Origin of the sequence: Methylobacterium iners (assembly GCF_022179305.1) — a bacterium.
Classification (GTDB): Bacteria; Pseudomonadota; Alphaproteobacteria; order Rhizobiales; family Beijerinckiaceae; genus Methylobacterium; species Methylobacterium iners.
The window spans coordinates 21204-46190 of record NZ_BPQP01000016.1; the positions used below are offsets into that span (position 1 = coordinate 21204).

The 24987-nt window shown below is 70.4% G+C and carries 21 protein-coding genes; 10 read left to right on the forward strand and 11 right to left on the reverse strand.

The window, feature by feature from the left end; genetic code table 11:
• Positions 1-150: 150 nt before the first annotated feature.
• Positions 151-495, reverse strand: coding sequence for a hypothetical protein (locus MFF55_RS05050; protein ID WP_238242991.1), 345 nt, complete (start codon positions 493-495; stop codon positions 151-153).
• Between the two features lie 255 nt (positions 496-750).
• Between MFF55_RS05050 and MFF55_RS05055 the strand changes: the two genes are divergently transcribed.
• From MFF55_RS05055 to MFF55_RS05065, 3 genes are all read left to right on the forward strand, one after another.
• The gene (locus MFF55_RS05055) at positions 751-1602 is read left to right on the forward strand and encodes a peptidylprolyl isomerase (RefSeq protein WP_238242992.1); all 852 of its coding nucleotides are present in this window, start codon (positions 751-753) and stop codon (positions 1600-1602) included.
• 380 nt (positions 1603-1982) lie between these two features.
• The gene (locus MFF55_RS05060; protein ID WP_238242993.1) at positions 1983-3068 is read left to right on the forward strand and encodes a calcium-binding protein; all 1086 of its coding nucleotides are present in this window, start codon (positions 1983-1985) and stop codon (positions 3066-3068) included.
• A gap of 147 nt (positions 3069-3215) precedes the next feature.
• Complete coding sequence (locus tag MFF55_RS05065) at positions 3216-5093, forward strand: alpha/beta hydrolase domain-containing protein (RefSeq protein WP_238242994.1); 1878 nt, start codon at positions 3216-3218, stop codon at positions 5091-5093.
• Positions 5094-5163: 70 nt separating this feature from the next.
• Here MFF55_RS05065 and MFF55_RS05070 read toward each other — a convergent pair whose 3' ends face one another.
• Both MFF55_RS05070 and MFF55_RS05075 read right to left on the reverse strand, forming a co-directional pair.
• The gene (locus MFF55_RS05070; protein ID WP_238242995.1) at positions 5164-6306 is read right to left on the reverse strand and encodes an L-dopachrome tautomerase-related protein; all 1143 of its coding nucleotides are present in this window, start codon (positions 6304-6306) and stop codon (positions 5164-5166) included.
• Positions 6307-6434: 128 nt separating this feature from the next.
• Positions 6435-7907, reverse strand: coding sequence for an OpgD/OpgG family glucan biosynthesis protein (locus MFF55_RS05075; protein ID WP_238243126.1), 1473 nt, complete (start codon positions 7905-7907; stop codon positions 6435-6437).
• Positions 7908-8367: 460 nt separating this feature from the next.
• On the opposite strand from MFF55_RS05075, the gene mdoH reads away from it, so the two are divergent.
• On the forward strand, positions 8368-10287 hold the full coding sequence (gene mdoH / locus MFF55_RS05080) for a glucans biosynthesis glucosyltransferase MdoH (RefSeq protein ID WP_238243127.1): 1920 nt from the start codon (positions 8368-8370) through the stop codon (positions 10285-10287).
• A 181-nt stretch (positions 10288-10468) separates the two neighbouring features.
• Here mdoH and MFF55_RS05085 read toward each other — a convergent pair whose 3' ends face one another.
• On the reverse strand, positions 10469-10924 hold the full coding sequence (locus MFF55_RS05085; RefSeq protein WP_238242996.1) for a MarR family winged helix-turn-helix transcriptional regulator: 456 nt from the start codon (positions 10922-10924) through the stop codon (positions 10469-10471).
• A 514-nt stretch (positions 10925-11438) separates the two neighbouring features.
• Between MFF55_RS05085 and MFF55_RS05090 the strand changes: the two genes are divergently transcribed.
• Together MFF55_RS05090 and MFF55_RS05095 are read left to right on the forward strand one after the other, a co-directional pair.
• The gene (locus MFF55_RS05090; protein ID WP_238242997.1) at positions 11439-11708 is read left to right on the forward strand and encodes a hypothetical protein; all 270 of its coding nucleotides are present in this window, start codon (positions 11439-11441) and stop codon (positions 11706-11708) included.
• 224 nt (positions 11709-11932) lie between these two features.
• Positions 11933-12937: an alpha/beta hydrolase gene (locus tag MFF55_RS05095; RefSeq protein ID WP_238242998.1), complete on the forward strand. Its 1005-nt coding sequence runs from the start codon at positions 11933-11935 to the stop codon at positions 12935-12937.
• Between the two features lie 106 nt (positions 12938-13043).
• Here the strand turns inward: MFF55_RS05095 and MFF55_RS05100 are convergent, their stop codons facing one another.
• Both MFF55_RS05100 and MFF55_RS05105 read right to left on the reverse strand, forming a co-directional pair.
• On the reverse strand, positions 13044-13427 hold the full coding sequence (locus MFF55_RS05100) for a hypothetical protein (RefSeq protein WP_238242999.1): 384 nt from the start codon (positions 13425-13427) through the stop codon (positions 13044-13046).
• Positions 13428-13493: 66 nt separating this feature from the next.
• Positions 13494-14684 (reverse strand): trans-sulfuration enzyme family protein, encoded by a 1191-nt coding sequence (locus MFF55_RS05105; RefSeq protein ID WP_238243000.1) that lies wholly within the window; start codon positions 14682-14684, stop codon positions 13494-13496.
• Between the two features lie 92 nt (positions 14685-14776).
• Between MFF55_RS05105 and MFF55_RS05110 the strand changes: the two genes are divergently transcribed.
• Positions 14777-15295 carry a TspO/MBR family protein gene (locus tag MFF55_RS05110; RefSeq protein ID WP_238243001.1) on the forward strand — a complete coding sequence of 173 codons (519 nt, stop codon included), beginning with the start codon at positions 14777-14779 and terminating at the stop codon, positions 15293-15295.
• A 12-nt stretch (positions 15296-15307) separates the two neighbouring features.
• On the opposite strand, the gene hemA is transcribed toward MFF55_RS05110, so the two are convergent.
• A complete protein-coding gene (gene hemA, locus MFF55_RS05115; RefSeq protein ID WP_238243002.1) occupies positions 15308-16606 on the reverse strand; it encodes a 5-aminolevulinate synthase in 1299 nt (432 codons plus the stop codon).
• A 259-nt stretch (positions 16607-16865) separates the two neighbouring features.
• On the opposite strand from hemA, the gene MFF55_RS05120 reads away from it, so the two are divergent.
• Positions 16866-17051, forward strand: a complete 186-nt coding sequence (locus MFF55_RS05120) for a hypothetical protein (protein WP_238243003.1) — start codon at positions 16866-16868, stop codon at positions 17049-17051.
• A 51-nt stretch (positions 17052-17102) separates the two neighbouring features.
• Complete coding sequence (gene murA / locus MFF55_RS05125) at positions 17103-18392, forward strand: UDP-N-acetylglucosamine 1-carboxyvinyltransferase (RefSeq protein ID WP_238243004.1); 1290 nt, start codon at positions 17103-17105, stop codon at positions 18390-18392.
• Positions 18393-18398: 6 nt separating this feature from the next.
• Here the strand turns inward: murA and MFF55_RS05130 are convergent, their stop codons facing one another.
• Together MFF55_RS05130 and MFF55_RS05135 are read right to left on the reverse strand one after the other, a co-directional pair.
• Positions 18399-18713 carry a hypothetical protein gene (locus MFF55_RS05130; RefSeq protein WP_238243005.1) on the reverse strand — a complete coding sequence of 105 codons (315 nt, stop codon included), beginning with the start codon at positions 18711-18713 and terminating at the stop codon, positions 18399-18401.
• 76 nt (positions 18714-18789) lie between these two features.
• Positions 18790-19284, reverse strand: a complete 495-nt coding sequence (locus MFF55_RS05135) for a TetR-like C-terminal domain-containing protein (protein ID WP_238243128.1) — start codon at positions 19282-19284, stop codon at positions 18790-18792.
• Positions 19285-19625: 341 nt separating this feature from the next.
• Between MFF55_RS05135 and MFF55_RS05140 the strand changes: the two genes are divergently transcribed.
• A complete protein-coding gene (locus MFF55_RS05140) occupies positions 19626-23045 on the forward strand; it encodes an acyl-[ACP]--phospholipid O-acyltransferase (RefSeq protein ID WP_238243006.1) in 3420 nt (1139 codons plus the stop codon).
• Between the two features lie 64 nt (positions 23046-23109).
• Here MFF55_RS05140 and MFF55_RS05145 read toward each other — a convergent pair whose 3' ends face one another.
• Both MFF55_RS05145 and MFF55_RS05150 read right to left on the reverse strand, forming a co-directional pair.
• On the reverse strand, positions 23110-23535 hold the full coding sequence (locus MFF55_RS05145) for a DUF805 domain-containing protein (protein ID WP_238243007.1): 426 nt from the start codon (positions 23533-23535) through the stop codon (positions 23110-23112).
• Positions 23536-23675: 140 nt separating this feature from the next.
• Positions 23676-24806, reverse strand: a complete 1131-nt coding sequence (locus MFF55_RS05150) for an aminotransferase class I/II-fold pyridoxal phosphate-dependent enzyme (RefSeq protein WP_238243008.1) — start codon at positions 24804-24806, stop codon at positions 23676-23678.
• Positions 24807-24987 lie beyond the last annotated feature (181 nt).

Below are 24987 nucleotides of genomic sequence, written 5' to 3' on the forward strand. Positions count from 1 at the left end.
CGCATCCGAAAGGGATGCGGGACGCTCGGCTCGGCCGCACGCCTGCGACCGGGTGCGTGCCGACAGCCGAACACCGCCCGCGAGCCAGGCTCGGGACGGTGTTGCAGGACCGGATGCTTGAGAGAGGCGCGAGGCGTCAGCGGGACGCGATCAGTTGATCGCGCAGAACCCCGCGCCGGAGCCGACGATGCGGCCGCTCTCGCACCAGGGCCTCGCGGCCCCGGCATCGCGGACGACGGGAGCCGCGGGGATTGAAGGGGCGGTCACCGGCAGGACCCGCCGGAGGCTGTTCTCGAGCTCGGGGCGCCGCAAGCGCAAGTCGCCGGACGAGAGCGGCTTGGCCATCGCGTCGCTGCGCGGGGTCGAGGTCCAGCTCGTTCCGACACCGACACCGACACCGACGCTGGAGCGGCCGCGCCGGCCGCGCGCCTCGGCGTCCGTGACGATGCCGACGATGATGAGCGCCGCTGCGCCGATGGTAAGATGCGTCCGCATGACTGCCTCCCCGGAATGGATGCAGCCTGCGCGCGAGTCCTTAACGATCGATCGAAGCGATCGCTCGCAATCTCCGATCCGGAAGGAATTCGCAGGCCGGTCCTGGGGGCAGCCCCGCGCCACTGGCCCAGGCTTGCCTTTGCGGCGGACCCGCGCCACCTCTGCCCCGATCCCGCGGCCACTGCCGCTTCCCCCGCTCCGCGCGACGACGAGCCGAGACAGGCCCGAGTGCGGTGACGCTCCCGAGGACGCCCGATGACGAAGCCTTCCACCCTCCGGCGCGCGAGCGTTCTGGCCCTCGCCCTCGCGCTCCCCGGCGTCGCCTTGGCCCAGACCGCCCCAGCAACGCCTGCGCCCGACACGGTGGTGGCAAAGGTGAACGGCGCCCCGATCACCGCGGGCGACCTCGCGGTGGCCGGCGACGATCCGGCTTTGTCCCTGCCCGGCGTCGACGAGGTGCAGAAGAAGGGGCTGCTCGTCGATTACATGATCGATCTCAGGGTCGGCGCCCAGGCGGCCGAGGCCGCCAAGATCGGCGAGAACCCGGACTTCCGGCGCAAGCTCGCCTATTTCAAGGACAAGCTCCTGCTCGACGAGTACCTGGAGCGCGAGGCCAAGAAGGCGGCCACGCCCGAGGCGGCCAAGGCCCTCTACGACCAGACCGTCACGGCGATGAAGCCCGAGGAGGAGGTCCACGCCCGCCACATCCTCGTGGAGGACGAGGCCGAGGCGAAGAAGATCGCTGCGCGCATCAAGGGCGGGGAGGATTTCGCCAAGGTGGCGGCCGAAGTCTCGAAGGACCCGGGCTCGAAGACCGAGGGCGGCGATCTCGGCTGGTTCACCAAGGAACGCATGGTCGCGCCCTTCGCCGAGGCCGCGTTCAAGCTGAATGCCGGCCAGGTCTCCGACCCGATCAAGACGCAGTTCGGCTGGCACGTGATCCGCGTCGAGGAGAAGCGCACGAAGCCGGTGCCGACCTTCGCCGAGATGAAGGATCAAGTCGACCAATACCTGACCCGCAAGGCGCAGCAGGACCTGATCCTGAAGCTGCGCGAAGGCGCCAAGGTGGAGCGGACCGACGCCGCCCCGGCCGAGAAGAAGCCCTGAGGCGACGGCTCGGGCCGGGACGCCTGCCGCCCCGGTCGAGCGAGACGCATCGTGGAGCTATCGAGGCGCCGCATTCGGCAGGCCGGCACGGATTCGCGCCCAGGCTCGGGGATCGTGGCCGGCCCTGGTTTCGGCGCCGAGGATCCATCCTTCTTAACTTTTAGTAGTTTTGCGCGGACGATCACGATTTCGTCAGTCTTCGCAGACAATTGCCTCGTTGTTACAAAGATTTTCTCCTGCTGCATCGAGCAAGATGGCCAGTAAGCTTAGCCATTTTGCATTGCAAGAAGCGAAATATGCTTAACGTACGTGAAGGAACGATGAAGATCGAGAACTAACCTGACGGTAGCTGATCATCAGCGCGCGACAGGAGGTTGCTCATGGCGACGATCATCGGAACCAACGCCGACAACACACTGAACGGGTCCGGAGGCAACGACATCATACTGGGCCTGCTCGGCAACGATACGATCAATGCCACCAACGGCTTCAACCGGATCGACGGTCAGGACGGGAACGACCGGATCACCGGTGGCAACAATCTCGACTACATCGCAGGCGGCCCGGGCAACGACACGATCTTCGGCAGGGCCGGGTTCGACCAGATCATCGGCGAAGCCGGCAACGACGTCATCTATGGTGAAGAGGGCAACGATTACGCAGCGGGAAATCCGGGCGATGACGAACTCTACGGCGGCCTCGCCGACGACTTCCTCGTCGGCGAGGCCGGTCTGGACAAGATCTACGGTGAGGACGGCAACGACTTCGTCGCCGGCGGTGACGACGACGATCTCGTCGATGGCGGCGCGGGTAACGATCTCGTCGACGGCGACCTCGGCAACGACAACCTGTTCGGGCAGGCCGGCACGGACGTCCTCTTCGGCGATGCCGGCAACGATCGGCTGACCGGGGGAGCCGGAGATGACACCCTCGACGGGGGGCTTGGCACCGATACGGCCGTCTTCGACTTCGCCTTCGGAGGCGCGGGCATTACTTCCTTAGGCAATGCTGTCTTCATCTCTGGGGCGGCCGGCACGGACGCCATCGAGAACGTGGAGGTGTTCGAGTTCGCCGGGCGGACCATCACCCAGGGCGACGGCAATCTCGTCGTCGACGACCTGTTCTATCTCTCGCGCAACCCGGACGTGGCCGCCGCGGGCGTCGACGCCGACGACCATTACGCCCAGTTCGGCTTCCGCGAGGGCCGCGATCCCAACGCCTTCTTCTCGACCAGCGGGTACCTCAACGCGAACCCCGACGTGCGGGCGGCGGGCGTCAACCCGCTGGAGCACTACCTGAACTTCGGCTGGCGCGAGGGCCGCGATCCCTCGACCAACTTCGACAACGACGCCTACCTGGCTCAGAACCCCGACGTGGCGGCGGCCAACATCAACCCGCTCCGTCACTTCCTCGAGTTCGGCAGCGTCGAGGGTCGCACGGCGGTAAACGACGGCGTCTTCTCCTAAGGGTCGCGGAAGAACGGCTCGCGCGAGGCTCGACACCGGGTCCCGCGCGGGCCAGTCTGCGCGGAGGCAAGTTCGCGCAGGCCGCCGGCGGGGGCGAGGGTGATCCGGATCTGTCTCGGTCTCCTCATTCTCGCGACCGCACCAGCGATGGCCGAGGTGACACGGTTCGAGACGCTCTCGGTCCAGCGGCCGGCCCTCGAGGGGCGACACTTCGGTGAGCGGGGCACGGCCGAGATCGTCACGGGCCGGGCCACCATCGCGGTCGATCCGGCCGACCCGCGCAATGCCATCATTGCCGATCTTGCGCTCGCGCCACGCAACGTCGAGGGCCGGGTCGAGGCGGTGGCCGACGTGGTCCTGCTACGGCCGGAGCAGCCGAACGGCATCCTCCTCGTCGACATTCCCAATCGCGGTCGCAAGGTCGTCACCGCCCTCGTCGAGGACGCGCCCGAATCCTCGGGGCGGCTCGAACGCGCCGAGGATGCCGGCCGCGGCCTCCTGCTCGCCCGGGGCTACACCCTGGCCTGGATCGGCTGGCAGGGCGACGTGGCGCCGGGAAGCCTGGGCATCAAGCTTCCCGTCCTGGCAGGCATCACCGGACCCTCCCGGGAGGAATGGGTGTTCGGCGATGCCGCGGATCCTGTCGAGGCCGGGCTGTCATGGCCGGCGGCCGACCTCGATCCCGCGAAGGCACGGCTAACGGTCCGGGCCAGGGCGGAAGACGAGCGTCTCAACCCGCCCGACATGCGGTTCTGCTTCCTCGATTCCCGGCGCATCGCGATCACGCGGCCGGCCGCGGGCTTCGACGGCAGCGCGCTCTACGAGTTCACCTACACGGCCCGCGATCCCACCGTCGCCGGCCTCGGCTTCGCGGCGATCCGCGACGTCGCGCTCTTCCTGCGTTCCGAGACCGGCCCCAGCAACCCGCTGGCGACGGGCGGGCGCACGGGCATCGAACACGTCATCGGCTTCGGCATCTCGCAATCGGGCCGGGTGCTGCGGGACTTCCTCCATCTCGGCTTCAACGCGGATGCGGCCGGGCGCCCCGTCTTCGACGCCCTCATGCCGGTGATCGCCGGCAGCCGCCGGAGCTTCACCAATGCGCGCTTTGCGCAAGCCGGCCGCGCGCCCGGCCCACACCGGGACCGGCTCTACCCGGTCGATCAGTTCCCCTTCACCTACGCCGTCACCGACGACGCGGTGAGCGGCCGGCGCGACGGCCTGTTCCTGCGCTGCCGGGAGACCGGGACCTGCCCACGCGTCATGCAGGTCGAGAGCGAGTACGAGCTCTGGGGGTCGCTCGGCGGCCTTCTCACGACCGACACGACCGGCCGCCACCTCGACCTGCCCCCGGAGGTCCGGGCCTACATGGTGACCGGGGCACCGCATTACGCATCGCGCGACGCCCGCACCCGGGCGGACCCGAACTGCGCCCTGCCGCTCAGCCCGGTCCGGATCGCCGCTTCCGTCCGGGCGCTGCTCGTCGCACTGGAGGCCTGGCTTCGGGAGGGCGTCGAGCCGCCGGCGAGCCGCTACCCCATGCGTAGCGACGGCACGCTCGCCGAGCCGGAGGGATTGTACCCGCCGATCCCCGGCCTGCCCTTTGCGGGCCTCGCCAACCGTGCCCGATGGATCGAGCCGGGCGCGCCGCTGCCCAGCGTGCGCGGCAGCTATCCCCTGCTGCTGCCCCGACCCGATCCGGACGGCAACGCGCTGGCCGGCATCCGGCTGCCGCTGATCGCGGCGCCGCGGGCCACCTACACCGCCTGGAACCCGACGCGGGGCCTGGCCTCGGCTACGCTCTGCGAGCAGCAGGGCGGCGTCCTCGCCTTCCCCGCGACGGAGGCCGAGCGCCGGGCCAGCGGCGACCCGCGCCGCTCCCTTGAGGCACGCTATCCCACCCCGGGTGACTACGTGGCGGCGGTGCGGGAAGCGGCCGAACGGCTCGTCGCCGAGCGCCTGCTCCTGCCGGAGGACGCGGCCGAGATGGTGGCGGAAGCCGCGCAGGGACGGCTCGCGCGCTGAGACATCGGACCAGGAGGCCGTTGCCGTCCCTCGAAGATGGCCCACGCGGGAAAACGAGTCCGTAGCCGGCTCAGTTCCGCAGCGGCTTGGCGCCGATCGCCATCCGGTAGATCGTCGTCGGGAACTCCACGCGCGAGGTGCCGCCGTTCATGGCCTTGGTCCGGTTCATCTGGGCCGCCGGGATCCAGAGGCCGCCCTCCTCGTCGATCCACATGGCGTCGCCCCAGACGAGCCGGCTGTCTTGGATCAGGGTCGTCTTGGTCCCGTCGGGCGCGATCTTCAGGATGGCGAGGGCGTCGGTGTCGCTCGCGTAGATGTTGCCGTCGGCATCGATCGCGGTGCCGCCCGTCGAACCGATCGGTGCGTGAAGGACGACGTTCTTGGCACGCTCCAGCTCCGTGACCTTCGGATCGTGGAGGAGCCGTGCCGGAATACGGTAGAGCGGGCCTGTGCAGGGCTGGTAGTACAGGGTCCCGCCATCCGGCGAGACCTCGATCTGATCGGCGTGGATGTAGATCGGCGCGCCCTTCGGATCGGCGAGCTGGCGGCTCTCGCCGGTGAGCGGCCGCTGGGCCGTCATCGAGGGGTGCCGGTCGAGGACCCGCCAGAGATGGCCGTTGTCGAGGTCGAGCACGATCAGGCCCGGCTCGCCCGCATCGGTCAGGTAGACGCGCCGCCCGTTGAAGCGGAAATCGTCGACGAAGCTCTTCGGCCCCGTCGCGACGTCGAGGGGATAGACCCGGCGAACCTTGTTCGTGGCGAGATCGATCCGGACGAGCTTCGGCCCGCCCGGCAGCGGCGCTTCGCCGAGGCCAGGAGCGCCCTTGTCCACGGCCCATAGGTCGCCGTCGGGGCCGATCCGGATGGCATTGAGGCCGACGAAGGCCTTGGCCGCGTCGTCGCCCGGCTTCCAGGCGTTCCAGGCCGCGTCGGGATAGGCGACGGGCTTGCCGTTGACCCATTCGCCGAGCGCGATCCCCTTTCCCTGCTCCTGGCGCTGGAACGGCGAGAACAGGCGCCCGTCCCGCGAGCGGGTGATGCCGTTGAAGACGAGGTCCGAGCGCAGCATCGGCACGAGCTCGGCCGGAAGGGGCTTCGCGGCAGGGGGGGCACCCGATCGGCGGTCGGGCTCCGGCACCGGGGTTGGTTCCTGCGCGCCGAGCGGCAGCGCCGACGCGAGAGCCAGCAGCCCGCCCACGAAGATCGCTCGCATGATGGTCCGTCCCCTCCGGCCGGCGGGGCGAGGAATCGCTCCCACCGCGGGCCGGGCTCCTTGTCCATGCCGGTCGGGGAATCGCAAGAGCGACAAAACGTTCCCCACCGTCCGGGGAGGTTGCCGCCTCACGCCGCCGCGTCCCAGGTTTCGCTCACCGCCCGGCCCTCCCGCATCAGCTGGGCGCGCAGGATGACGTCGCCGGGCGGCATCGCGACGGGCGGGCGCCACTCGACGTAGAGGCGCCAGCCGCCGGTCTGGCGGACCCGTTCGAGGACGGGATCGACCAGGGTGCCGGCGCTGGCGGACACCTCAGGTGCGAGGCCGGCGCCGTCGGCCGGCAGGGCCGGGCCCTCGAAATCGACCACGAAGAGCCGCCGCCCGGGGATCGGCGGGCTCACCGGGCGCAGGGTGTCGGGCGAGCCGATCCGGGTCGAGACCACGCGGGCAAGGTGCCCCGGCAGGCTCGCGTCCGGTTCGCGCCCGACCGTGGTCAGGGTGTAGCCGAGGGCGAGCGGAGACCCTGCCCTCAACGGCGCCCGGGCTACGAAGGCCGCCACGATGTTGTCGGCATATTCCTCCCGCGAGGGGATCTCGTAGAGCTGGACCGCGCCCGCCCCGAAGCCGCGGCCGGGGGCCACCCACAGCCCGGGCCTCGCCTCCTGCCGGGCCTCCACGTCGAGATAGGCGGCGAAATCGCGCTCGCGCTGCAGGAGCCCGAAGCCTTCGAGCGGATCGACCTCGAAGCTCGAGACCTGGGCGACCGCCCGGCCGTTGAGGAGGGGGCGCCACAATCGGTCGCCGGGCTTGGCGACGACGAGCCCGTCGGAATCGTGGACCTGCGGCCGGAAGTCGTCGAGGGCCTGGGCGCCCCGGGCGCCCGGCCCGTTCTGCCCGTGCAGGAACATGCTGGTGAGCGGCGCGAGCCCGAGGCGTTCGATAGTCTTCCGCGGGTGGAGCGTCGCCGCCACGGAGAGCCGCGAGGGATCGCCGGGCTCGACCACGAAGCGGTAGGCGCCCGCCAGGCTCGGCGAATCGAGAAGCGCGAAGATCGTGACGGCGCCCCCCTCCGAATCCGGCTCGCAGATCCAGAAGGCGGTGAAGTCGGGGAATTCCTCAGGCTGGGGCAGCCCGGTGCCGATCGCGGCCCCCCGGGCCGAGAGCCCGTATTCCTGGCCCCGCCCGCGCAGCCGGAAATAGGAGGCGCCAAGGAAGACGAGAAACTCCTCCTGCGCCTCGGGCCTCCCCCGGTCGAAGGCGTAGTGCAGGCGAAAGCCCGCGAAGCCGAGCTCGGGGGAAAAGTCCTGCCCCGCGAGAGCGCCGCCGAGGTCGAACAGCCCAGGGCGATAGGCGATCGGCTGGGGCGGACCGGATTTCGGCTGCAGGAACAGCGCGACCCGCTTCCCGTGCAGGAAGCCGCGGTGAAACATCTGCGCGGAGAAGAAGCGGCCGAGGCGCGGAGCGGCCTCGGGCCGGAAGGCGATGGCCCGATAGCCGTCATAGGTGAGGGCGCGAAGCGGAGCGGGCAGGTCGTCGGGGCGCGGCGTATAGGGCGCGTCCGCCAGGCGCTGCGCCTGCGCGATCACCCCCTCGTAAGTCATCGGGCCCGTCCCCTGGCCGGCCTGCGCCGGGACAAGCATCGCACCGGCAGCGCCGAGCGCCGTTCCCAGCACATCCCGGCGCGAGACCGACCGCCGCGCCTGACCGGTTCCATCCCCCGCCCGATGTCCCATGTCGTCTCCTTGAGCCTCGAGGCGCGTCCGCCGCGCGTTCTCGCATACCCGCCCCGGGCGGACTGCCCTGAAAAGATGCGTTCGGCCGCTGAATTGTGCCCGTCAGGGTCGTTCTGGCGACATTCAGGTCGACCGACCTAGGTTAATGAGCGTGCCGGCAGCCGTGCCGCGGGTGGGAGCGATCCGCCCGGTTCGGCCGCCCAGGCTGCGGCACGTCGCTCGTCGGGGCACCGGCGGGCGCGATGCTCCTGCGTCCTCCCTCCTTTCGAGTTCCACGGCCAGCATGTCCATCACACGGTTGTCGCACGACGCCTCGGCCGCCGAGGTTATGCCGGATCCGGGTCTCGCGGAGCGCTTTACGCCCGAGGCGGCCCCGGGACGCGGCGCGCCCGAACCGGAGCCGGCCCTCCTCGCGCGCCGCCTCCTGCTCGCGGTCCCTTCGCTCGCGACCGCCGCGGCCATCACGGGCCTGGCGCTGGCCGCCTACGGCGAGCCCGAGGGCTGGCTGGCCTGGACGGTGCTCGTCCTGTTCGGCCTCGTCATGGCCTGGCAATCCTTCGTGGCCTGGCAGTACCTCTACGGCCTGATCGCCGCCGGCCTCGGCGACCGCGCGAAATCGGCCCTGGAGCGCCGCTCCGAGACCGTGCCGGCCAAGGCCTCGGGCCTGAGCCGGACGGCGGCCGTCGTCGCGATCCATGCCGAGGACGCCGTCGCGGTCTTCGCGGCCCTGCGCGTCATGGCCCGCTCGCTTCAGCGCGAGGGCGGGCACGGCGACGACATCGAGATCTTCGTCCTCTCCGACACCCGCGACGGCGCCATCGCCGCGGTGGAGGAGCACGAATTCGCCCGCATCCAGGCCTGGCGCGAGGCTGGCGGCCCCGGCCTGCCGCGGTTCCGCTACCGGCGGCGCGAGCGCAACATCGGCCGCAAGGCCGGCAACATCGCCGAGTTCTGCGCCACCTACGGCCACGAGTACGATTTCATGATCGTGCTCGACGCCGACAGCCTGATGACGGGCGCCGCCATGCGCCGCCTCGTCAGGCTGATGGAGGAGAGCCCCCGCGTCGGGCTGATCCAGACCGTGAGCTACGCCACCGGCCGCGACACCCTGTTCGCCCGCATGCAGCAGTTCGCGGTGCGCCTCTACGCGCCGCTCGCCATCCGCTGCCTGGAGACCTGGCAGGGACCGGACGGCAGCTACTGGGGCCACAACGCCATCGTGCGGGTCGACGCCTTCGCCCGGAACGCCGAGCTGCCCGTCCTGCCCGGGCGCGCGCCGCTCGGCGGCGAGATCCTCTGCCACGACATCGTCGAGGGCGCGCTCCTGCGGCGGGCCGGCTGGGAGGTTCGCCTGCTGCCGGAGATGGGCGGAACCTGGGAGGAGATGCCGACGAACCTCGTCGATCTGCTCGGCCGCGAGCGCCGCTGGTGCCAGGGCAACATGCAGCACTTGCGCGTCGTCCCGATGCCGGGCCTTCGGCCGGCAAGCCGCTGGCACCTGGTCGTCGGCATCCTTTCGTACCTCGCCTGCCCGCTCTGGGTCCTCTTCCTTGCCGCAGCCGGCACCCAGGCCGCGCTCACCGGCGACCTCGGGCTCCTCGCCTACGGCCTGACCGGAACCGGCCCCGCAGCCCACGTGCTCGCAGCCCTCGTCGTCGCGGTGATGGCCCTGCCGAAGCTCCTCAGCCTCGGGCACGTCCTCGCCTCGGCCGAGCGTCGCGCCGCCTTCGGCGGCACCCGCTCGCTCCTCGTCAGCGCCGCGCTCGAACAGGCGATCTGGGTGCTGCTCTGGCCGGTGATGACCCTGTTCGCGGCGGGCGCCGTCGCCTCGACCTTCCTCGGCCGCGTGGTGCGCTGGGACTCCCAGGTCCGCGACGACCGTCGGGTTCCGTGGGCGGAAGCCTGCCGGCTCCAGGCCGACGCCCTGGTGGTGGGCGCCGCGCTTGTCGGGCTCCTCGTCTATGCCGGCGATCTCTGGCTCGGCCTCTGGCTGGCGCCCGTCGCCCTCGCGCTCCTGACGAGCCCGGCCCAGAGCGTGCTCACCAGCAGCGCCCGTCTCGGCCGCAAGGCGCGGGCGGCCGGGCTGTTCCTGACGCAGGACGACACCGCCCAGGCCCGCGAGCTCGCCGAACTCGCCGAAATCCGCGGCGGGACGCCCCTCCCCGAGACCGGTACCCGCACCCGCACGGCGCGCGGTTCCGAGCCCCTCTGGGTGGCGGACGAGGCCGGGGCCGGCTCCACGCAGTAGAGGACGGCGGTCCGCCTCAGCGGCGCGATCGTCAGCGGGGACGGACAGGGGGCCGACGAGGAGCGATCCTGGTCGGCCCTCTGTCCGTTCCGCGTTCGATGCCGGCCTTCCCATCCGTCGAGGACAGGCCAGCGAGGCGTCTACCGATCACGGAAGAGGCTCGGCCTCTCCGGTCGCGTGCTCAGCCGCCGGAGGCGAGGAGCCGGTCGCGCAGCCGGGTGATCTCGCCCTGCAGGCCGCGCAGGTCCTCGGGCGTCATGCCCGAGGCCTTGAGGACGCCGCTCGGGATCTGCCGCGCCCGCTCCTGAAGCGTCCTGCCCTGTGCCGTCAGACGAATGCGCACCTGGCGCTCGTCGTCGGGGTCACGCCGGCGCTCGACGTGCCCGGCCGCTTCGAGCCGCTTGAGCAGCGGGGTCAGCGTGTTGGACTTCAGGTGGAGCTTCTCGCCCAGGCTGCCCACGATCTGGTTGTCCTCGGCCCAGAGCGCCACGAGCACGAGGTACTGCAGATAGGTGAGGTCCAGCGCCTGGAGCAGGGGCTCGTAGACGCGATTGAACGACAGGTTCGCGGTGTAGACGGCGAAGCAGAGGAACTCGTCTAGGTGAGGTTCGGCGTTGCGCGCGGGGGAAGCGGCCATTGTCGGAGCCTCGGCTGTCACACGATCCGGAAACTATATCGCACACGATCTGATCGCAAGGCTTGACGTGGCCCCTCACTCGGGCCATTTAGATCGCAAGCGACATGATCGCTTGCGGTATAAAGGTGCTCTGATGTCCACCTCTGCTCCACGATCGCCGCCGCCCTCCTCGGCCTCTCCGCCGCCGCGGCGCCCGCCCTCGCCACCAACAGCGATTCCGCTATCGACCGGACGCCGGTCGTCGGCACCAGCGCCTCTCCGGCCCGGGCTGTCTCGGAAGTCCTGACCACCGGCTCGATTTCGGTCCGCAGCCGGGCCAGTTCGGCCAAGGAAGGCAACGCCGAGCAGACCAACTTCGTCGTTCCCCAACATGGTCAGACCTCGGGCGGACACGCCTACTGATCAGTTCTCGCACCCCGCCATCGTACGCGAGATGGCCGAGCCCCACGTCCGCTTCGGTCCATATAGGTCGCATACGATTTTATCTTTTGTGATTATAAAGGAAGGTTCTCCGATGTCCCACCTCCGCTCCACGGTCACCGCCGCTCTGCTCAGCCTCTCGGCGGCCGCGGTTCCCGCTCTCGCCAACAGCGACTCCGCCATCGATCAGACCCCCATCTTCTCCGGCGCGGCAGCACCTGTGCGGCTCGCCTCCGACGACGACCTCACCACCGGTTCGATCGGCGTCCGCAGACAGGTCAGCTCGGCCAAGGAAGGCAATGCCGAGCAGACCAACTTCGCCGTTCCCCAGTACGGTCAGACGTCGGGCGGACACGCTCGCTGATCGTAGCGACGTCCCACGGCTTCACACCATCGCAGGCGATTGACCGAGGCACGAGCCCCGCTTCGCCCCGTATAGATCGCTTACGATAATATCTTTATCGATGTAATAGCGCGCCGCTCCATTCAACCTCCGTCGGGAGCGAATGGCAGAGGAAGCCCCATCTTCCACACTTAAGTATCGTTTGCGATATTATCGCTTCCGTTATAAATCCGAGAGAGCCGCTGATGTCCCTCCTTCGCTCCACCCTCATCGCCACTGCCCTCCTCGCCGCCGGCGCGGCCCAGGCCAACCCCGTCCTCGAGCCGACCACGCAGAAGTTCCTCGACGGGCTCGCCGGCATGAAGCCGATCTACACGCTGACGCCGCAGGGCGCGCGGAACGTCCTCCACGGCGTCCAGTCGGGCCCGGTCGCCGCACCTAAGGTGACGGTCGAGGACAAGTCCCTGCCGGTCGGTCCGACCGGCGCCACGAAGATCCGGATCCTGCGGCCTGCGGGCCTCCAGGGCGTGCTGCCGGTGATCGTGTACTTCCACGGCGCGGGCTGGGTCATGGGCGACACCACCCACGACCTTCTCATCCGCGAACTGGCGGTCGGCGCCAACGCCGTCGTCGTCTTCGTCGACTACGATCGCTCGCCCGAGCACCGCTATCCGGTGGCGATCGAGCAGGACTACGCCGTGACGAAGTACGTGGCCGAGCACGGGCCTGAGTTCGGCGTCGACGCCTCGCGCCTGGCGATCGCGGGCGACAGCGTCGGCGGCAACATGACGGCCGTGGTCAGCCTGCTCGCCAAGGAGCGCAAAGGGCCGAAGATCACCGCGCAGCTGCTGTTCTACCCGGTGACCGACGCGGCCATGGACAACGGCTCGTACAAGACCTTCGCCAACGGCCCCTGGCTGACCAAGCCCGCCATGGCCTGGTTCTGGGACGCCTACCTGCCGGATGCCAAGGCGCGCAAGGCCGTCCACGTCTCGCCGCTGAACGCCTCCGTGGATCAGCTCAAGGACCTGCCGCCGGCTCTCGTCATCACGGCCGAGAACGACGTGCTGCGCGACGAGGGCGAGGCCTATGCCCGCAAGCTCACCCAAGCCGGCGTGCCGGTGACGGCCACGCGCTACAACAGCACCATCCACGACTTCGTCATGCTGAACGCGCTCACCGACAACCCCACCACCCGCGCGGCCATGGACCAGGCGACCTCGTTCCTGCGCAAGGCCTTGGCGAAATAAGCCGGGGCGAAGGCAGGGAGCCGCGCCGCGTCGCACCTCCGGATGCACGCGGCACGGCGCCATAGACCGAGGAAAAGCCGCCGCACGAGGCTCTTCCTTGGTCACCCTACTGCCCCTCGGGCTTGCGCAGGACCTCGATCGGGTTGGTGCGCTGGTTGGGGGTCGCGCGCACCGGGCCGCTGCCGCTCGCGAGTTCGAGGCAGGTGACAAACTCGACGTAGCCCGGCGAGCCGCCGAGCTCGGATTGCTTGGCGCATTGGGTCTTGGCCTCGGTGCTGAACTCGCCCCAGCGCCGCTTGACCTCGTCGCGCGCCTCACGCTCCGAGCGCAGGCAACCGTCCCGGCTCTGGACCTCGGTGCTGACGCCGCTCGACCCGGCCGAACGGCAGGTGGCCTGGATGTCGAGTTCGGGCGGCCCGGCCTGGGCCTGGGCCGGCGGCGTCAGGGCAAGGGCGGCAGCACCGGCGAGGATGAGGCTGTAGGGGAGCATGGCGAGGTCCTGAACGAGGGCGGCAGGCCCACAACGCGCGAGGGCGCGTTCCGGCGTCGGGACGTCTCAGTGCGCCGCGCGCAAAGCCGCGTCGAGATCCGCGAACAGGTCGTCAACCTCCTCGATGCCGGCCGAGAGCCGCAGGAGGTCGGGCGGACACGGCGTGTCCGGGCCCTCAACCGAGGCGCGGTGCTCGATCAGGCTCTCGACGCCGCCGAGCGAGGTCGCCCGCTTCCAGAGCCGCACCCGGGCGGCGGTCGCGATCGCGGCTTCCTCGCCGCCCGCGACCCGGATCGAGAGCATGAAGCCGAAGCCGCCCTCCATCTGGCCAGCCGCCACCGCATGGCCGGGATCGTCGGGCAGGCCGGGATAGAGCACGGCCGCGACATGGGGATGATCGTGAAGGCGCCGCGCCAGCGCGGCCGCGTTCGCCGATTGCCGCTCCGCCCGCAGGTGCAGGCTGCGCAGCGAGCGCGTCAGCAGATAGGCCTCGAACGGCCCGAGGATGGCGCCGCTCCCCGAACGGATCGCGGCGATGCGCTCCCAGAACCCGTCCGTCTTGGCCGTCGCGAGGACACCGGCGACGACGTCGGAATGCCCGTTCAGGATCTTGGTCGCCGAATGCATCACGATGTCGGCTCCGAGCGTCAGCGGCCGGGTGTGCACCGGCGAGGCGGCGGTGGAGTCGACGGCGAGGCGGGCGCCGGCCGCATGGGCGAGCCGCGCCGCGGCGGCGATGTCCGTCACCGTCCAGAGCGGGTTGCCGGGGGTCTCGATCCAGACGAGCCGGGTCTTGCCCGGGCGCAGGGCCGCGCGCAGGGCGTCGAGGTCGTCCATGGCGACGAAGTCGAGGTCGAGGCTCCGGCGCGGCGCCTCCGCCTGCAGCCAGCGGCGCAGGCCCCAGTACATGACCCTGGGCGCGATCACGTGATCGCCGGGCTCCAGCGCCGAGAAGACCGCCGTGGCGGCGGCCATGCCTGAGCCGAACAGGAGGGCGGCCGGGGCCTCCTCCAGCATCGCGACGACGGCCTCCGCCTCGCGCACGGTCGCGTTGTCGGGCCGCGCGTAGGAAAAGCCGGAGCTGTAGCCGTTGTCCGAATCGCGCAGGAAGGTGGTGGCGACGTGGAGCGGAGCCACCACGCCCTTGGTGACCGGGTCGATCCGGCCGAGCGCCTGCGCGGCGAGACTTCGCTTGGTGAAGGCGGGACCGGAGGCGTCGGGCGCGGCCTCGTCCTTCGGCGCGTCGGACTGGCGCATGGGATCATCCTCGAAACGCGGGAGGTCGCCCTTGCAGAAGAGCGGCCGCGGCGCAAGTTCCGGGGCTGTTCCCGACATCATCGAAGACCGCCATGCCCTCCGCCCTGCACGTTTCCGAAAGACCGTCGCTGCCGATGCTGCCGCGCCTGGCCGCCGCGATCCTGCCGGTCGTCGCGACCGCGACCATCGGATCGCTCGCCACCGGCCCGAACATCGAGGGCTGGTACGCGGGCCTGACCAAGCCGAGCTTCAACCCGCCGAACTGGGCCTTCCCGGTGGCCTGGACCATCCTCTACGCGATGATCGCGCTCTCCGCCTGGCGGCTCCTCGGGGCGATGCCGGCGAGCGGGCCCATGCGGCGGGGCTGGTGGCTGGCGCTCGGTGCCTTCTTCATCCAGCTCGCGTTGAACGCCGCCTGGACGCCGGTCTTCTTCGCCGCGCACGCGGTCGGCCCCGCCATCCTGGTCTCGGCGGCGATGCTGGTGATGATCCTCGTGACGATCGCCCTGAGCTGGCGCTTCGACCGGCTCAGCGCCGGGCTGCTCGTCCCCTACGCCGCCTGGGTCGCCTTCGCGACGCTGCTGAATGCGGCTATCTGGCGGCTGAACTGAACGGCGAAGACGCTACTCCGCCGCCTCGACGAAGACCGTGCCGGCCCGCGGCAGGTCGAGGGTGTCCCAGGTCTCGGCCAGCGCCGCGGTGAGCTTGGCGATCTGGGCGTCGTCGTGGAAGGGCGAGGGCGTGATCCGCAGGCGCTCGGTGCCGCGGGGCACGGTCGGGTAGTTGATCGGCTGGATGTAGATGGCGTGTTGCTCGAGCAGGTGGTCGGCGGCCGCCTTGCACAGCTCCGCGTCGCCCACCATCACGGGCACGATGTGGGTCTCGGTGTGGAGCACCGGCAGGCCGGCGGCCTCCAGCGCGCGCTTCGTCCTGGCGGCCTGACGCTGATGCGCGGCCCGCTCGGTGTTCGAGCGCTTGAGGTAGCGCACCGAGGCGCGGGCGGCCGCGGCGATCGCCGGCGGCAGGGCGGTGGTGAAGATGAAGCCCGGGGCGTGGCTTCGCACGGCGTCGCAGAGCACGGCCGAGCCCGTGATGTAGCCGCCGACGCAGCCGAAACCCTTGGCCAGCGTGCCCTCGATCACGTCGACCCGGTGCATGACGCCATCGCGCTCGCTGATCCCGCCGCCACGCTCGCCGTAGAGGCCCACCGCGTGGACCTCGTCGAGATAGGTCAGGGCGCCGTAGCGGTCGGCGAGGTCGCAGATCGCGGCGATCGGCGCGACGTCGCCGTCCATCGAGTAGACGCTCTCGAAGGCGATGAGCTTCGGCCGGTCGCCGGCGGCTCGCAGCAATTCCTCCAAGTGAGCCAGATCGTTGTGGCGGAAGACGCGCTTCTCGCAGCCCGAATGGCGCACGCCCTCGATCATCGAATTGTGGTTGAAGGCGTCCGACAGGATCAGGCAGTCGGGGATGAGCTTGGCGATGGTCGAGATGCCGGCCTGGTTCGAGACGTAGCCCGAGGTGAAGACGAGGCCCGCCTCCTTGCCGTGGAGATCGGCGAGCTCGCGCTCCAGGTCGACGAGGGGGGAGTTGTTGCCCGCGATGTTGCGGGTCCCGCCCGCGCCGACGCCGCAGCGTGCCGCGGTCTGGGTCATGGCGCCGACCACCTCCGGGTGCTGGCCCATGCCGAGATAGTCGTTGGAGCACCACACGGTGATCTCAGAGGTCCCTCCGTCGGGCCGGCGCCAATGCGCCGTGGGAAAGCGGCCGGCGATGCGCTCGATATCGGCGAAGACCCGGTAGCGCCGCTCGTCGTGGAGACGATCCAGCGCGTGACGGAAATGGGATTCGTAGTCGGTCCGGCCCTTCGCGGCCGCATTCGGCACCAGTTTCGTCGTCGCGGGCATCCGGTTCACGGGCATCCGTCCTTGCGCGTTTGGCTGACCGGCCGACGTAGGGAGGACGCGGCCTTCGGCACGACCGGTCTCGGCATGAGTCCGATGCACCCCGATCTCGCCCGGGTATAAAGGTGGAGCGACGATCCTGCCGTTTTCCTCGGCAGAAGCGGAAGATACAGGCGAATTTGGAACTGGTTCAAGTCGAGATCGGCAACCCTGATCTGCGCCTGTTGAGCATGTCGCGCAAAGCCGGTACTTCGTCGTGGCGACGATGGGTCGCGCGATGAACGAGACGGACGAGCGGCGGGCGCAGCGCCTGAAGGCGGCGCTTCAGGACAACCTGAAGCGCCGGAAGGATCAGGCGCGCGGCCGCGCCGTGAGCTCGGAGTCGGAGCCCGGCCAGGGCAACGCACACGAGCCGAAGGGTGCGTCGGCGAACGATCCTCTTTCGGACAAAACTGACCTATAGGGCGGCGGAACACCGGGGCGCGCTGGGGCGCGGCGCCCGCAAGAGGACATCATGGACCGCATCCACATCTCCGGCGGCAGGCCGCTCCAGGGCGTGATCCCGATCTCGGGCGCCAAGAACGCGGCGCTGCCCCTGATGATCGCGAGCCTGATGACCGGAGAGGCGCTCGAACTCGTCAACGTGCCGCGGCTCGCCGACATCCAGGCGCTCCTGCGCATCCTGAGCAATCACGGCGTCGACCACATGGTGGTAGGCAAGCGGCCGGGCCAGACGACGGAGACGGGCCAGACCATCCGTCTTACCGCCGCTAACGTCATCGACACGACGGCGCCCTACGAGCTCGTCTCGACCATGCGCGCGAGCTTCTGGGTCATCGCGCCGCTGCTCGCCCGCTTCGGCGAGGCCCGCGTCTCGATGCCGGGCGGCTGCGCCATCGGCACGCGCCCGGTCGACCTGCTGCTGATGGCGCTGGAACGCCTCGGCGCGACGATCGAAATCGACGGCGGCTACGTGGTCGCCAAGGCCCGGAACGGCCTGCGCGGCGGCGAGATCAACTTTCCGAAGGTCACGGTCGGCGGCACCCACGTCGCCCTGATGGGCGCGGCGCTCGCCAACGGCTCGACGCTGATCGAGAACGCGGCCCGCGAGCCCGAGGTCGTGGACCTCGCCGCCTGCCTCACCAAGATGGGCGCCCGGATCGAGGGGGCCGGCACCCCGCGCATCACGGTCGAGGGCGTCTCGCGGCTCAACGGCGCCCGCCACGAGGTCCTGCCCGACCGCATCGAGACCGGCACCTATGCCATGGCCGTGGCGATGGCGGGCGGGGACGTGACGCTGGAGAACACCCGCGCCGACCTCCTGCACAGCGCGCTGGACATCCTCGCGACCACGGGCGCCGAGGTCACGCCGGGTCCGGATTCGATCCGGATCCGCCGCAACGGCGCCGGCATCGCGGCGGTCGACGTGACGACCGACCCGTTTCCCGGCTTCCCGACGGACCTGCAGGCGCAGTTCATGGCCCTGATGACGCTGGCCAAGGGCCGCTCGCATATCCGCGAGACGATCTTCGAGAACCGGTTCATGCACGTGCAGGAACTGGCCCGCCTCGGCGCTCGCATTCGGCTCGAAGGCGACCTCGCCATCGTCGAGGGCGTCGAGCGCCTGAAGGGCGCGCCCGTCATGGCCACCGACCTGCGCGCCTCGGTCTCGCTGGTGATCGCGGGCCTGGCGGCCGAGGGCGAGACCCAGATCAACCGGGTCTACCACCTCGACCGCGGCTTCGAGGCGCTGGAGGCCAAGCTCGGCCGCTGCGGCGCCGAGATCCGGCGCGAGCGCGCCTGACGCGACCTAGCCGCCGATCGCGCCGCGCTTGAACCCGAAGCCCGGGACCTCGCAGCCGCAGGACGAGTTGAAGGGTGCCGGCCGGGTCACGCAATTGCCCCGCGCCGTGACGCAGATGCTGCCGCCGCGTCCACCACCGCGGCCCCGGCGCTCGTAACGATCCTCGTCGTAGCGGTCGCGGCGACGCTCGTAGCGGTCCCCGTCGTAACGGCGCTCGTAGCGGCGCGGTCCGCCGTCATCGTCGTAGCGGCCATATTGGGCCTGGGCTTCGGCGGCACTGATCGCGAGGACGGCCGCAGCCGCCATGAGGATGCGCGTCACGGTCGGTTCTCCTGAAGTTTCGAACGCCCCCGAACCTGAACGGTTGGAGATGAACGAGGCCTGAGCCCTGACTCGATCACGCCCGATCCGCGCCAAGGAACCGGCGTACCAGCAGGCGGGCGAGGTTGCGGGGCGGCTCGGGCGTGAGCACGGCGAGCTTGCTCGACGTCGAGAGCGAGGCGAGGCCGTGCAGGCCCGCCCAAAGGGTCGCGACGGCTTGCCGGCGCTCCTCCGCGTCGGGGATGAGAGGCGCCAGCGCCCCGTCGACGAGGCCGATCGGGCGGGACAGAGCGGCGGCATACCAATCGGGGAAGGCCACGTCCGGGGCGACCACGTGCTCGAAGACGAGACTCCAGATCCGGGGATCCTCGGCGACGAAGGCGAGATAGGCATCGGCCAGCGCCAGGGCGTTCTCATGCGGGCCAGCCCATTCCCGCAGGGAGGCGGCAAGCGCCCCGTGCAGACGGTCGAGGGTGCGCGCGTTCACCCGCAGCACGACTTGGTCGAGGTCGCCGATCGCGTTGTAGATCGAGTTCGGGGCGTAGCCGATGGCCGCGGCGAGCCGGCGCATCCCGAGACCGCGCAGGCCGTCCCGGCGAACGAGGTCCTCGGCCGCTCCCGCCACCAGGGCGGTGAACTCGGCTCGATTGTGCTCGCCGCGCGGGCCCGTGCCGCGCCGCGTCGTTGCTGCCGAGGTCGCCGTCAAATCCCCTGCTCCGATGCTGGCTGTGCGGACCCGCACCCGCCTGACGCTTACGGCGGCTCAGGCTCAGGATCAATCTTGAACGGCGTGCAAAACACCGGCAGAATTTACACGTCGTTCAAACGGCGGCTCCGGGATGGTCCCGTGCCTAGGCCGATTTGACCCTTTGTTCAGCGGCAGGTTTCATGGTCCTGCCGGAGGAGAGTCCCATGTTCCGCACGCTCATGACCGCGCGCCGCTTCGCGCCGCTGTTCTGGTGCCAGTTCTTCTCGGCTTTCAACGACAACTTCCTGAAGAACGCGCTAGCGTTCCTGATCCTGTTCAAGGTGACGCAGGCCGGGGACGGCGCCTCGTCGGGCATGCTGATCACGCTCGCGAGCGCGGTCTTCATCGGACCCTTCTTCATCCTCTCCGGCCTCGGCGGCCAGCTCGCCGACCGCTACGACAAGGCAGTGGTGGCCAAGCGCCTGAAATTCGCGGAGATCTTCGCCGCGGGCGCGGCGGTGCTCGGCTTCTTCCTGCACTCGATCCCGCTGCTCTTCGTGGCGCTCGGGCTCTTCGGCGCCATCGCGGCCCTGTTCGGGCCGATCAAGTACGGCATCCTGCCCGACCACCTGAAGCGCAACGAGCTGCCCGCCGGCAACGCGCTCGTCGAGGGCGCGACCTTCCTCGCGATCCTGGTCGGCACCATCGCGGCGGGGCTCGCCACCGCCATGGGCGGCGAACCCTCGGCCTTCGCCGCGCTGATCATGACCTTCGCCGTGCTCTGCTGGCTCTGCGCCCGGCTCATTCCCCGCACCGGCGAGGGCGCCCCGACGCTCAAGGTCGATCCCAACATCGCCCGCTCCACCCGCGACCTGCTCGCCGATCTCTGGGCGGATACGAGGCTGTGGCGCGGCTCGCTCATCGTGAGCTGGTTCTGGCTCGTCGGCGTCGTGGTGCTCTCGCTGCTGCCGGTGATGGTCAAGGGCGATCTCCACGGCTCGGAGACCGTGGTCACCCTGCTGCTGGCCATGTTCTCGGTCGGCATCGCGCTGGGCTCCGGCCTCGCCTCCTGGCTCGCGAGCGGGCGCATCGTGCTGCTGCCCACCCCCGTCGGCGCCGTGCTGATGGGCCTGTTCGGCCTCGACCTCGCCTGGACCCTGTCCCACCTGACGCCCGGGAGCGGCGAGCTCCTCGGCGCCTGGGCCTTCCTCTCCACCGGCACGGGCCTGCGGGTCGCCATCGACCTCGTCGGCCTCGCGGTGGCGGGCGGGCTCTACATCGTGCCCTCCTTCGCCGCCGTGCAGGCCTGGACCGACAAGGACAAGCGCGCCCGGGTCATCGGCGCCGTCAACGTGCTCACCGCGGCCTTCATGGTCGCCGGGACGCTGGCGCTCGCCGCCCTGCAGGGGGCGGGCTGGTCGGTCGCCGCCCTCATCGCGCTGATCTCCGTCCTCAACCTCGCGGCAGGCGCCCTGATCGTGAAGATCATGCCGACCAGCCCGTTCCGGGACTTCCTCTCAATCCTGTTCCGCGCCTTCTACCGCCTGGAGGTGCGCGGCCTCGAGAACGTCGAGAAGGCCGGGCCCAACGCGATCATCGCGCTCAATCACGTCTCCTTCCTCGACGCGCCCCTCGCGCTCTCGCTGCTGGACCAGGAGCCTGTCTTCGCCATCGACCACGGCATCGCGCAGCGCTGGTGGGTGAGGCCGTTCCTCAAGATCACCCGGGCGATGCCGCTCGACCCGACGAAGCCGATGGCGACGCGCACGCTGATCAACGCGGTCAAGAGCGGCGAGACCCTGATCATCTTCCCCGAGGGCCGGCTCACGGTCACGGGCAGCCTGATGAAGGTCTATGACGGGGCCGGCCTCATCGCCGACAAGTCCGGCGCGATGGTGGTGCCGGTCAAGATCGAGGGCCTGGAGAAGACGGCCTTCTCGCGGCTGTCGCGCGCCCAGATGCGCCGGCGCTGGTGGCCCAAGGTCACAGTGACGGTGATGCCGCCCGTGCGGCTCTCCGTCGACGAAAGCCTGAAGGGCAAGAACCGCCGCCAGGCGGCGGGCGCCGCGCTCTACGGCATCATGTCGGACCTCGTCTTCAACACGAGCCCGATCGACCGCGGCCTGATGCAGGCGCTGATCGAGGCCGGCGACGCCTATGGCTGGCGCCGCACGGCGGTCGAGGACCCGATCACGGGCAAGCTCAGCTATTCCCGGCTCGTGATGGGCGCCAACATCCTCGCCCGCAAGCTGATGCCGCTGGCCGAGGCCGGCCGTCCGATCGGGGTGATGCTGCCCAACGCCAACGGCGCCGCCGCGACCTTCTTCGCGCTCTCCAGCGCCGGACGGGTGCCGGCCATGATCAACTTCTCGGCCGGGCCCGCCAACATCCTCTCCGCCTGCAAGGCGGCCGAGGTGACGACGATCCTGACCTCGCGCGGCTTCATCGAGAAGGCCCGGCTCGGGTCCGTCGTCGAGGCGATCGAACAGGCGGTGAAGCTCGTCTACCTGGAGGACGTGCGCGCTTCGATCTCGCTCGCCGACAAGATCCGCGGCTTCTTGAGCCCCCGCAAACCCCTCGTCGAGCGCGGGGGCGACGACCCGGCCGCGATCCTGTTCACCTCAGGGAGCGAGGGCACGCCCAAGGGCGTGGTGCTCGCCAACCGCAACCTGCTCGCCAACACGGCGCAGGCCGCGGCCCGCATCGATTTCGGCCGCACCGACAAGGTCTTCAACGTGCTGCCCGTCTTCCACGCCTTCGGGCTGACGGTCGGGCTCGTGCTGCCGCTGGTCTCCGGCGTGCCGGTCTACCTCTACCCGTCCCCCCTGCATTACCGGATCGTGCCCGAGCTCATCTACGGCTCGAACGCCACGATCCTGTTCGGCACCGACACCTTCCTGACCGGCTACGCCAAGGCCGCGCATGCCTACGACCTGCGCTCGCTCCGCTACATCCTGGCCGGCGCCGAGCCCGTGAAGGAGGCCACCCGCCGGACCTACGCGGAGAAGTTCGGGCTGCGCATCCTGGAGGGTTACGGCGTCACCGAGACCGGGCCGGTGCTGGCGCTGAACACCCCGATGTTCAACAAGTTCGGCAGCGTCGGCCGGATCATGCCGGGCATGGAAGCCAGGCTCGAGCCGGTGCCCGGCATCGAGGAGGGCGGACGCCTGTTCGTGCGCGGCCCCAACGTGATGCTCGGCTACCTGCGCGCCGAGAAGCCGGGCGTCCTCGAGCCGCCGCCCGAGGGTTGGCACGACACCGGCGACATCGTCACGATTGATCAGGCCGGCTTCATCACGATCAAGGGCCGGGCCAAGCGCTTCGCCAAGATCGCGGGCGAGATGGTCTCGCTCGCCGGGATCGAGATGCTGGCGGGCGAGCTCTGGCCGGGAATCCCGAGCGCGGTCGCCGCGGTGCCCGACCCGCGCAAGGGCGAGCGGCTGGTGCTGTTCACGGAAGCCAAGGGCGCGACGCGGGCGGCCTATCAGAGCTTCGCCAAGGGCAAGGGCGCGACGGAGCTCGCCATTCCCGCCGAGGTGGTCGTCATCGACAAGGTGCCGATGCTCGGCACCGGCAAGATCGATCAGGTCGGCGTCACCCGGCTCGCCCGGGAGCGCATGACGGACCAGGCGACGGCGGCGTGATCTCCACGCGTGGTCGCGGATCCCGGGCAGGCCCGGGATCCGCGGTGAGGCCGGCGCCTCTGCGTCAGGCTGCCGGTGCGTAGGCGGCCGGCGCGACCGCGGAATCGAGCGGGTCGGGACCGAAGCGGTTCGGTCCGACGGTGCCCCGCAGGAAGCCGACCTCGACGAGGTACCAGATCGGCCCGATCAGCGGCACGAACTGGATCAGGATCCAGGCGCCCGACTTGTCGCGGTCATGGAAGCGCTTGATTCCGACGCAGACGCCCGACCACAGGAACACGCCCAGCACGCCGAAGATGAGGAGCAGGTAGGGGATCGCCTTCACGCCCTCGACGCTGAAATTGCCCTCCGCGTCCTCGGCCGGGATGATCTGGCGAAGCAGGGCGAAGGCGACGCTCGCGGCGAGCGAGATCGCGAGATAGAGGAGGCCGGCCAGCCAGAACCGGCCTCGGCCGATCCGGCCGCGCGCCGAGAAGAGAAGTTGGATCATGGTGTTGATGGGTCCTTTCGCAGGGCGGTCGGGCATCCGCGATACGCCGATCACGCAAGCTTGACCATAAGCCCTGTGGACAGCGCCAGCGTGCGTGCCCGCACGGCTTGGCCGCGTGGGACCAGGCCCCTCGAATGCAATCAGGGGCAGCCCTGCCGGAGCAGGGTGCCAAGCGCCTCGGCCAGGCCATCGACCTGATCCTCCCCGTGTGCGGCCGAGAAGGCCACCCGCAGCCGCGCGGTCCCGGCGGGCACCGTCGGCGGACGGATCGCCACGACGAGGAAGCCCCTCGCTTCGAGGGCGGCCGAGAGGGCAAGCGCGGCCTCGGCCTCGCCGACGAGGACGGGCACGATCGGGCTCTCGGCCTCCGGCAGGCCGAGCCGCGCGGTGAAGCGCCGGGCGAGGGTGAGCGGGCGGACGGCCCGCTCCGGCTCATCCTCGACGATCGCCAGCGCCGCCAGCGCCGCCGCCGCGGAGGCCGGGGGCAGGCCGGTGGTGTAGACGAAGCTGCGCGCGCGGCTGACCATCAGGTCGATCACCGCCCGGCTCGCGCAGAGATAGCCGCCATAGGAGCCGAGCGTCTTCGAGAGGGTGCCCATCTCCAGCGGCGCCCGCGCGCCGGCCTCGACCACGCCGAGACCATGGGCGTCGTCGACGAGCGTCCAGGCGTCGTACGCCTCGGCGATTGCGAGAATGGCGTCGAGCGGCGCCCGGTCCCCATCCATGCTGAAGACCCGTTCGGTCAGGATCAGCGCGTGCCGGTGCCGGGCGCGATGATCGTCGGCGAGGCGGCGCAGATCCTCGACGTCGTTGTGCCGGAAGCGGACCACCTCAGCGCCCGAGACCCGCGCGCCCGCCCAGAGGCAGGAATGGGCGAGCGCGTCGATCAGGATGAGGTCGCGCGGGCCGGCGAGCGCCGGCACGATCCCGAGATTGGCGAGGTAGCCGCTGCCGAAGACGAGCGCGGCCTCCACACCCTTGTGGGCGGCGAGCCGCTCCTCGAGGGCATGGAGGGGCGGATGGCTGCCGGTGACGAGCCGCGAGGCACCCGCGCCCGCGCCGTAGCGGCCGGCCGCCTCCTGCGCCGCGGCGACGACGCGGGGGTCGTTGGCGAGACCGAGATAGTCGTTGCAGGAGAACGAGATGAGCTCGCGCCCCGCCCGCTGGGCCGTAGCGCATGCGCCCCGGGCAGTGGGCGCGAGGCGGCGGCGCAGGGAGTCCTCGTCCAGGCGGGCGAGGTGGGCACGCGCGAAGGCATCGAGGCTGGACATCTCGCCGCCAGAGGAGCCGGGCGGCCTTCGATGTCAAGTCGCCCAGGCCCTTGAGCCGGGGGCGCTGTTGCGGCGCCAACGGTGCTGGGATCACCAGGAGTTGGATCGCGAAGTCGATGAGCGAGAAGGCGAGCAACCCCGCCGCGATGTAGCCGACGGTGTTCGTATCGGCGCGCTCGTC

Bases quoted from the DNA above. Each gene is read 5' to 3' on its own strand.
- MFF55_RS05145 (WP_238243007.1), bottom strand. From the start codon at position 23,535: ATGATCCAACTTCTCTTCTCGGCGCGCGGCCGGATCGGCCGAGGCCGG.
- MFF55_RS05150 (WP_238243008.1), bottom strand. From the start codon at position 24,806: ATGTCCAGCCTCGATGCCTTCGCGCGTGCCCACCTCGCCCGCCTGGAC.
- MFF55_RS05065 (WP_238242994.1), top strand. From the start codon at position 3,216: ATGGCCGAGGTGACACGGTTCGAGACGCTCTCGGTCCAGCGGCCGGCC.
- MFF55_RS05105 (WP_238243000.1), bottom strand. From the start codon at position 14,684: ATGCGCCAGTCCGACGCGCCGAAGGACGAGGCCGCGCCCGACGCCTCC.
- MFF55_RS05120 (WP_238243003.1), top strand. From the start codon at position 16,866: ATGAACGAGACGGACGAGCGGCGGGCGCAGCGCCTGAAGGCGGCGCTT.
- MFF55_RS05140 (WP_238243006.1), top strand. From the start codon at position 19,626: ATGTTCCGCACGCTCATGACCGCGCGCCGCTTCGCGCCGCTGTTCTGG.
- MFF55_RS05050 (WP_238242991.1), bottom strand. From the start codon at position 495: ATGCGGACGCATCTTACCATCGGCGCAGCGGCGCTCATCATCGTCGGC.
- MFF55_RS05060 (WP_238242993.1), top strand. From the start codon at position 1,983: ATGGCGACGATCATCGGAACCAACGCCGACAACACACTGAACGGGTCC.
- MFF55_RS05090 (WP_238242997.1), top strand. From the start codon at position 11,439: ATGTCCCACCTCCGCTCCACGGTCACCGCCGCTCTGCTCAGCCTCTCG.
- murA (WP_238243004.1), top strand. From the start codon at position 17,103: ATGGACCGCATCCACATCTCCGGCGGCAGGCCGCTCCAGGGCGTGATC.
- mdoH (WP_238243127.1), top strand. From the start codon at position 8,368: ATGCCGGATCCGGGTCTCGCGGAGCGCTTTACGCCCGAGGCGGCCCCG.
- MFF55_RS05055 (WP_238242992.1), top strand. From the start codon at position 751: ATGACGAAGCCTTCCACCCTCCGGCGCGCGAGCGTTCTGGCCCTCGCC.
- hemA (WP_238243002.1), bottom strand. From the start codon at position 16,606: ATGCCCGTGAACCGGATGCCCGCGACGACGAAACTGGTGCCGAATGCG.
- MFF55_RS05095 (WP_238242998.1), top strand. From the start codon at position 11,933: ATGTCCCTCCTTCGCTCCACCCTCATCGCCACTGCCCTCCTCGCCGCC.
- MFF55_RS05070 (WP_238242995.1), bottom strand. From the start codon at position 6,306: ATGCGAGCGATCTTCGTGGGCGGGCTGCTGGCTCTCGCGTCGGCGCTG.
- MFF55_RS05085 (WP_238242996.1), bottom strand. From the start codon at position 10,924: ATGGCCGCTTCCCCCGCGCGCAACGCCGAACCTCACCTAGACGAGTTC.
- MFF55_RS05110 (WP_238243001.1), top strand. From the start codon at position 14,777: ATGCCCTCCGCCCTGCACGTTTCCGAAAGACCGTCGCTGCCGATGCTG.
- MFF55_RS05100 (WP_238242999.1), bottom strand. From the start codon at position 13,427: ATGCTCCCCTACAGCCTCATCCTCGCCGGTGCTGCCGCCCTTGCCCTG.
- MFF55_RS05135 (WP_238243128.1), bottom strand. From the start codon at position 19,284: ATGCGCCGGCTCGCCGCGGCCATCGGCTACGCCCCGAACTCGATCTAC.
- MFF55_RS05075 (WP_238243126.1), bottom strand. From the start codon at position 7,907: ATGACTTACGAGGGGGTGATCGCGCAGGCGCAGCGCCTGGCGGACGCG.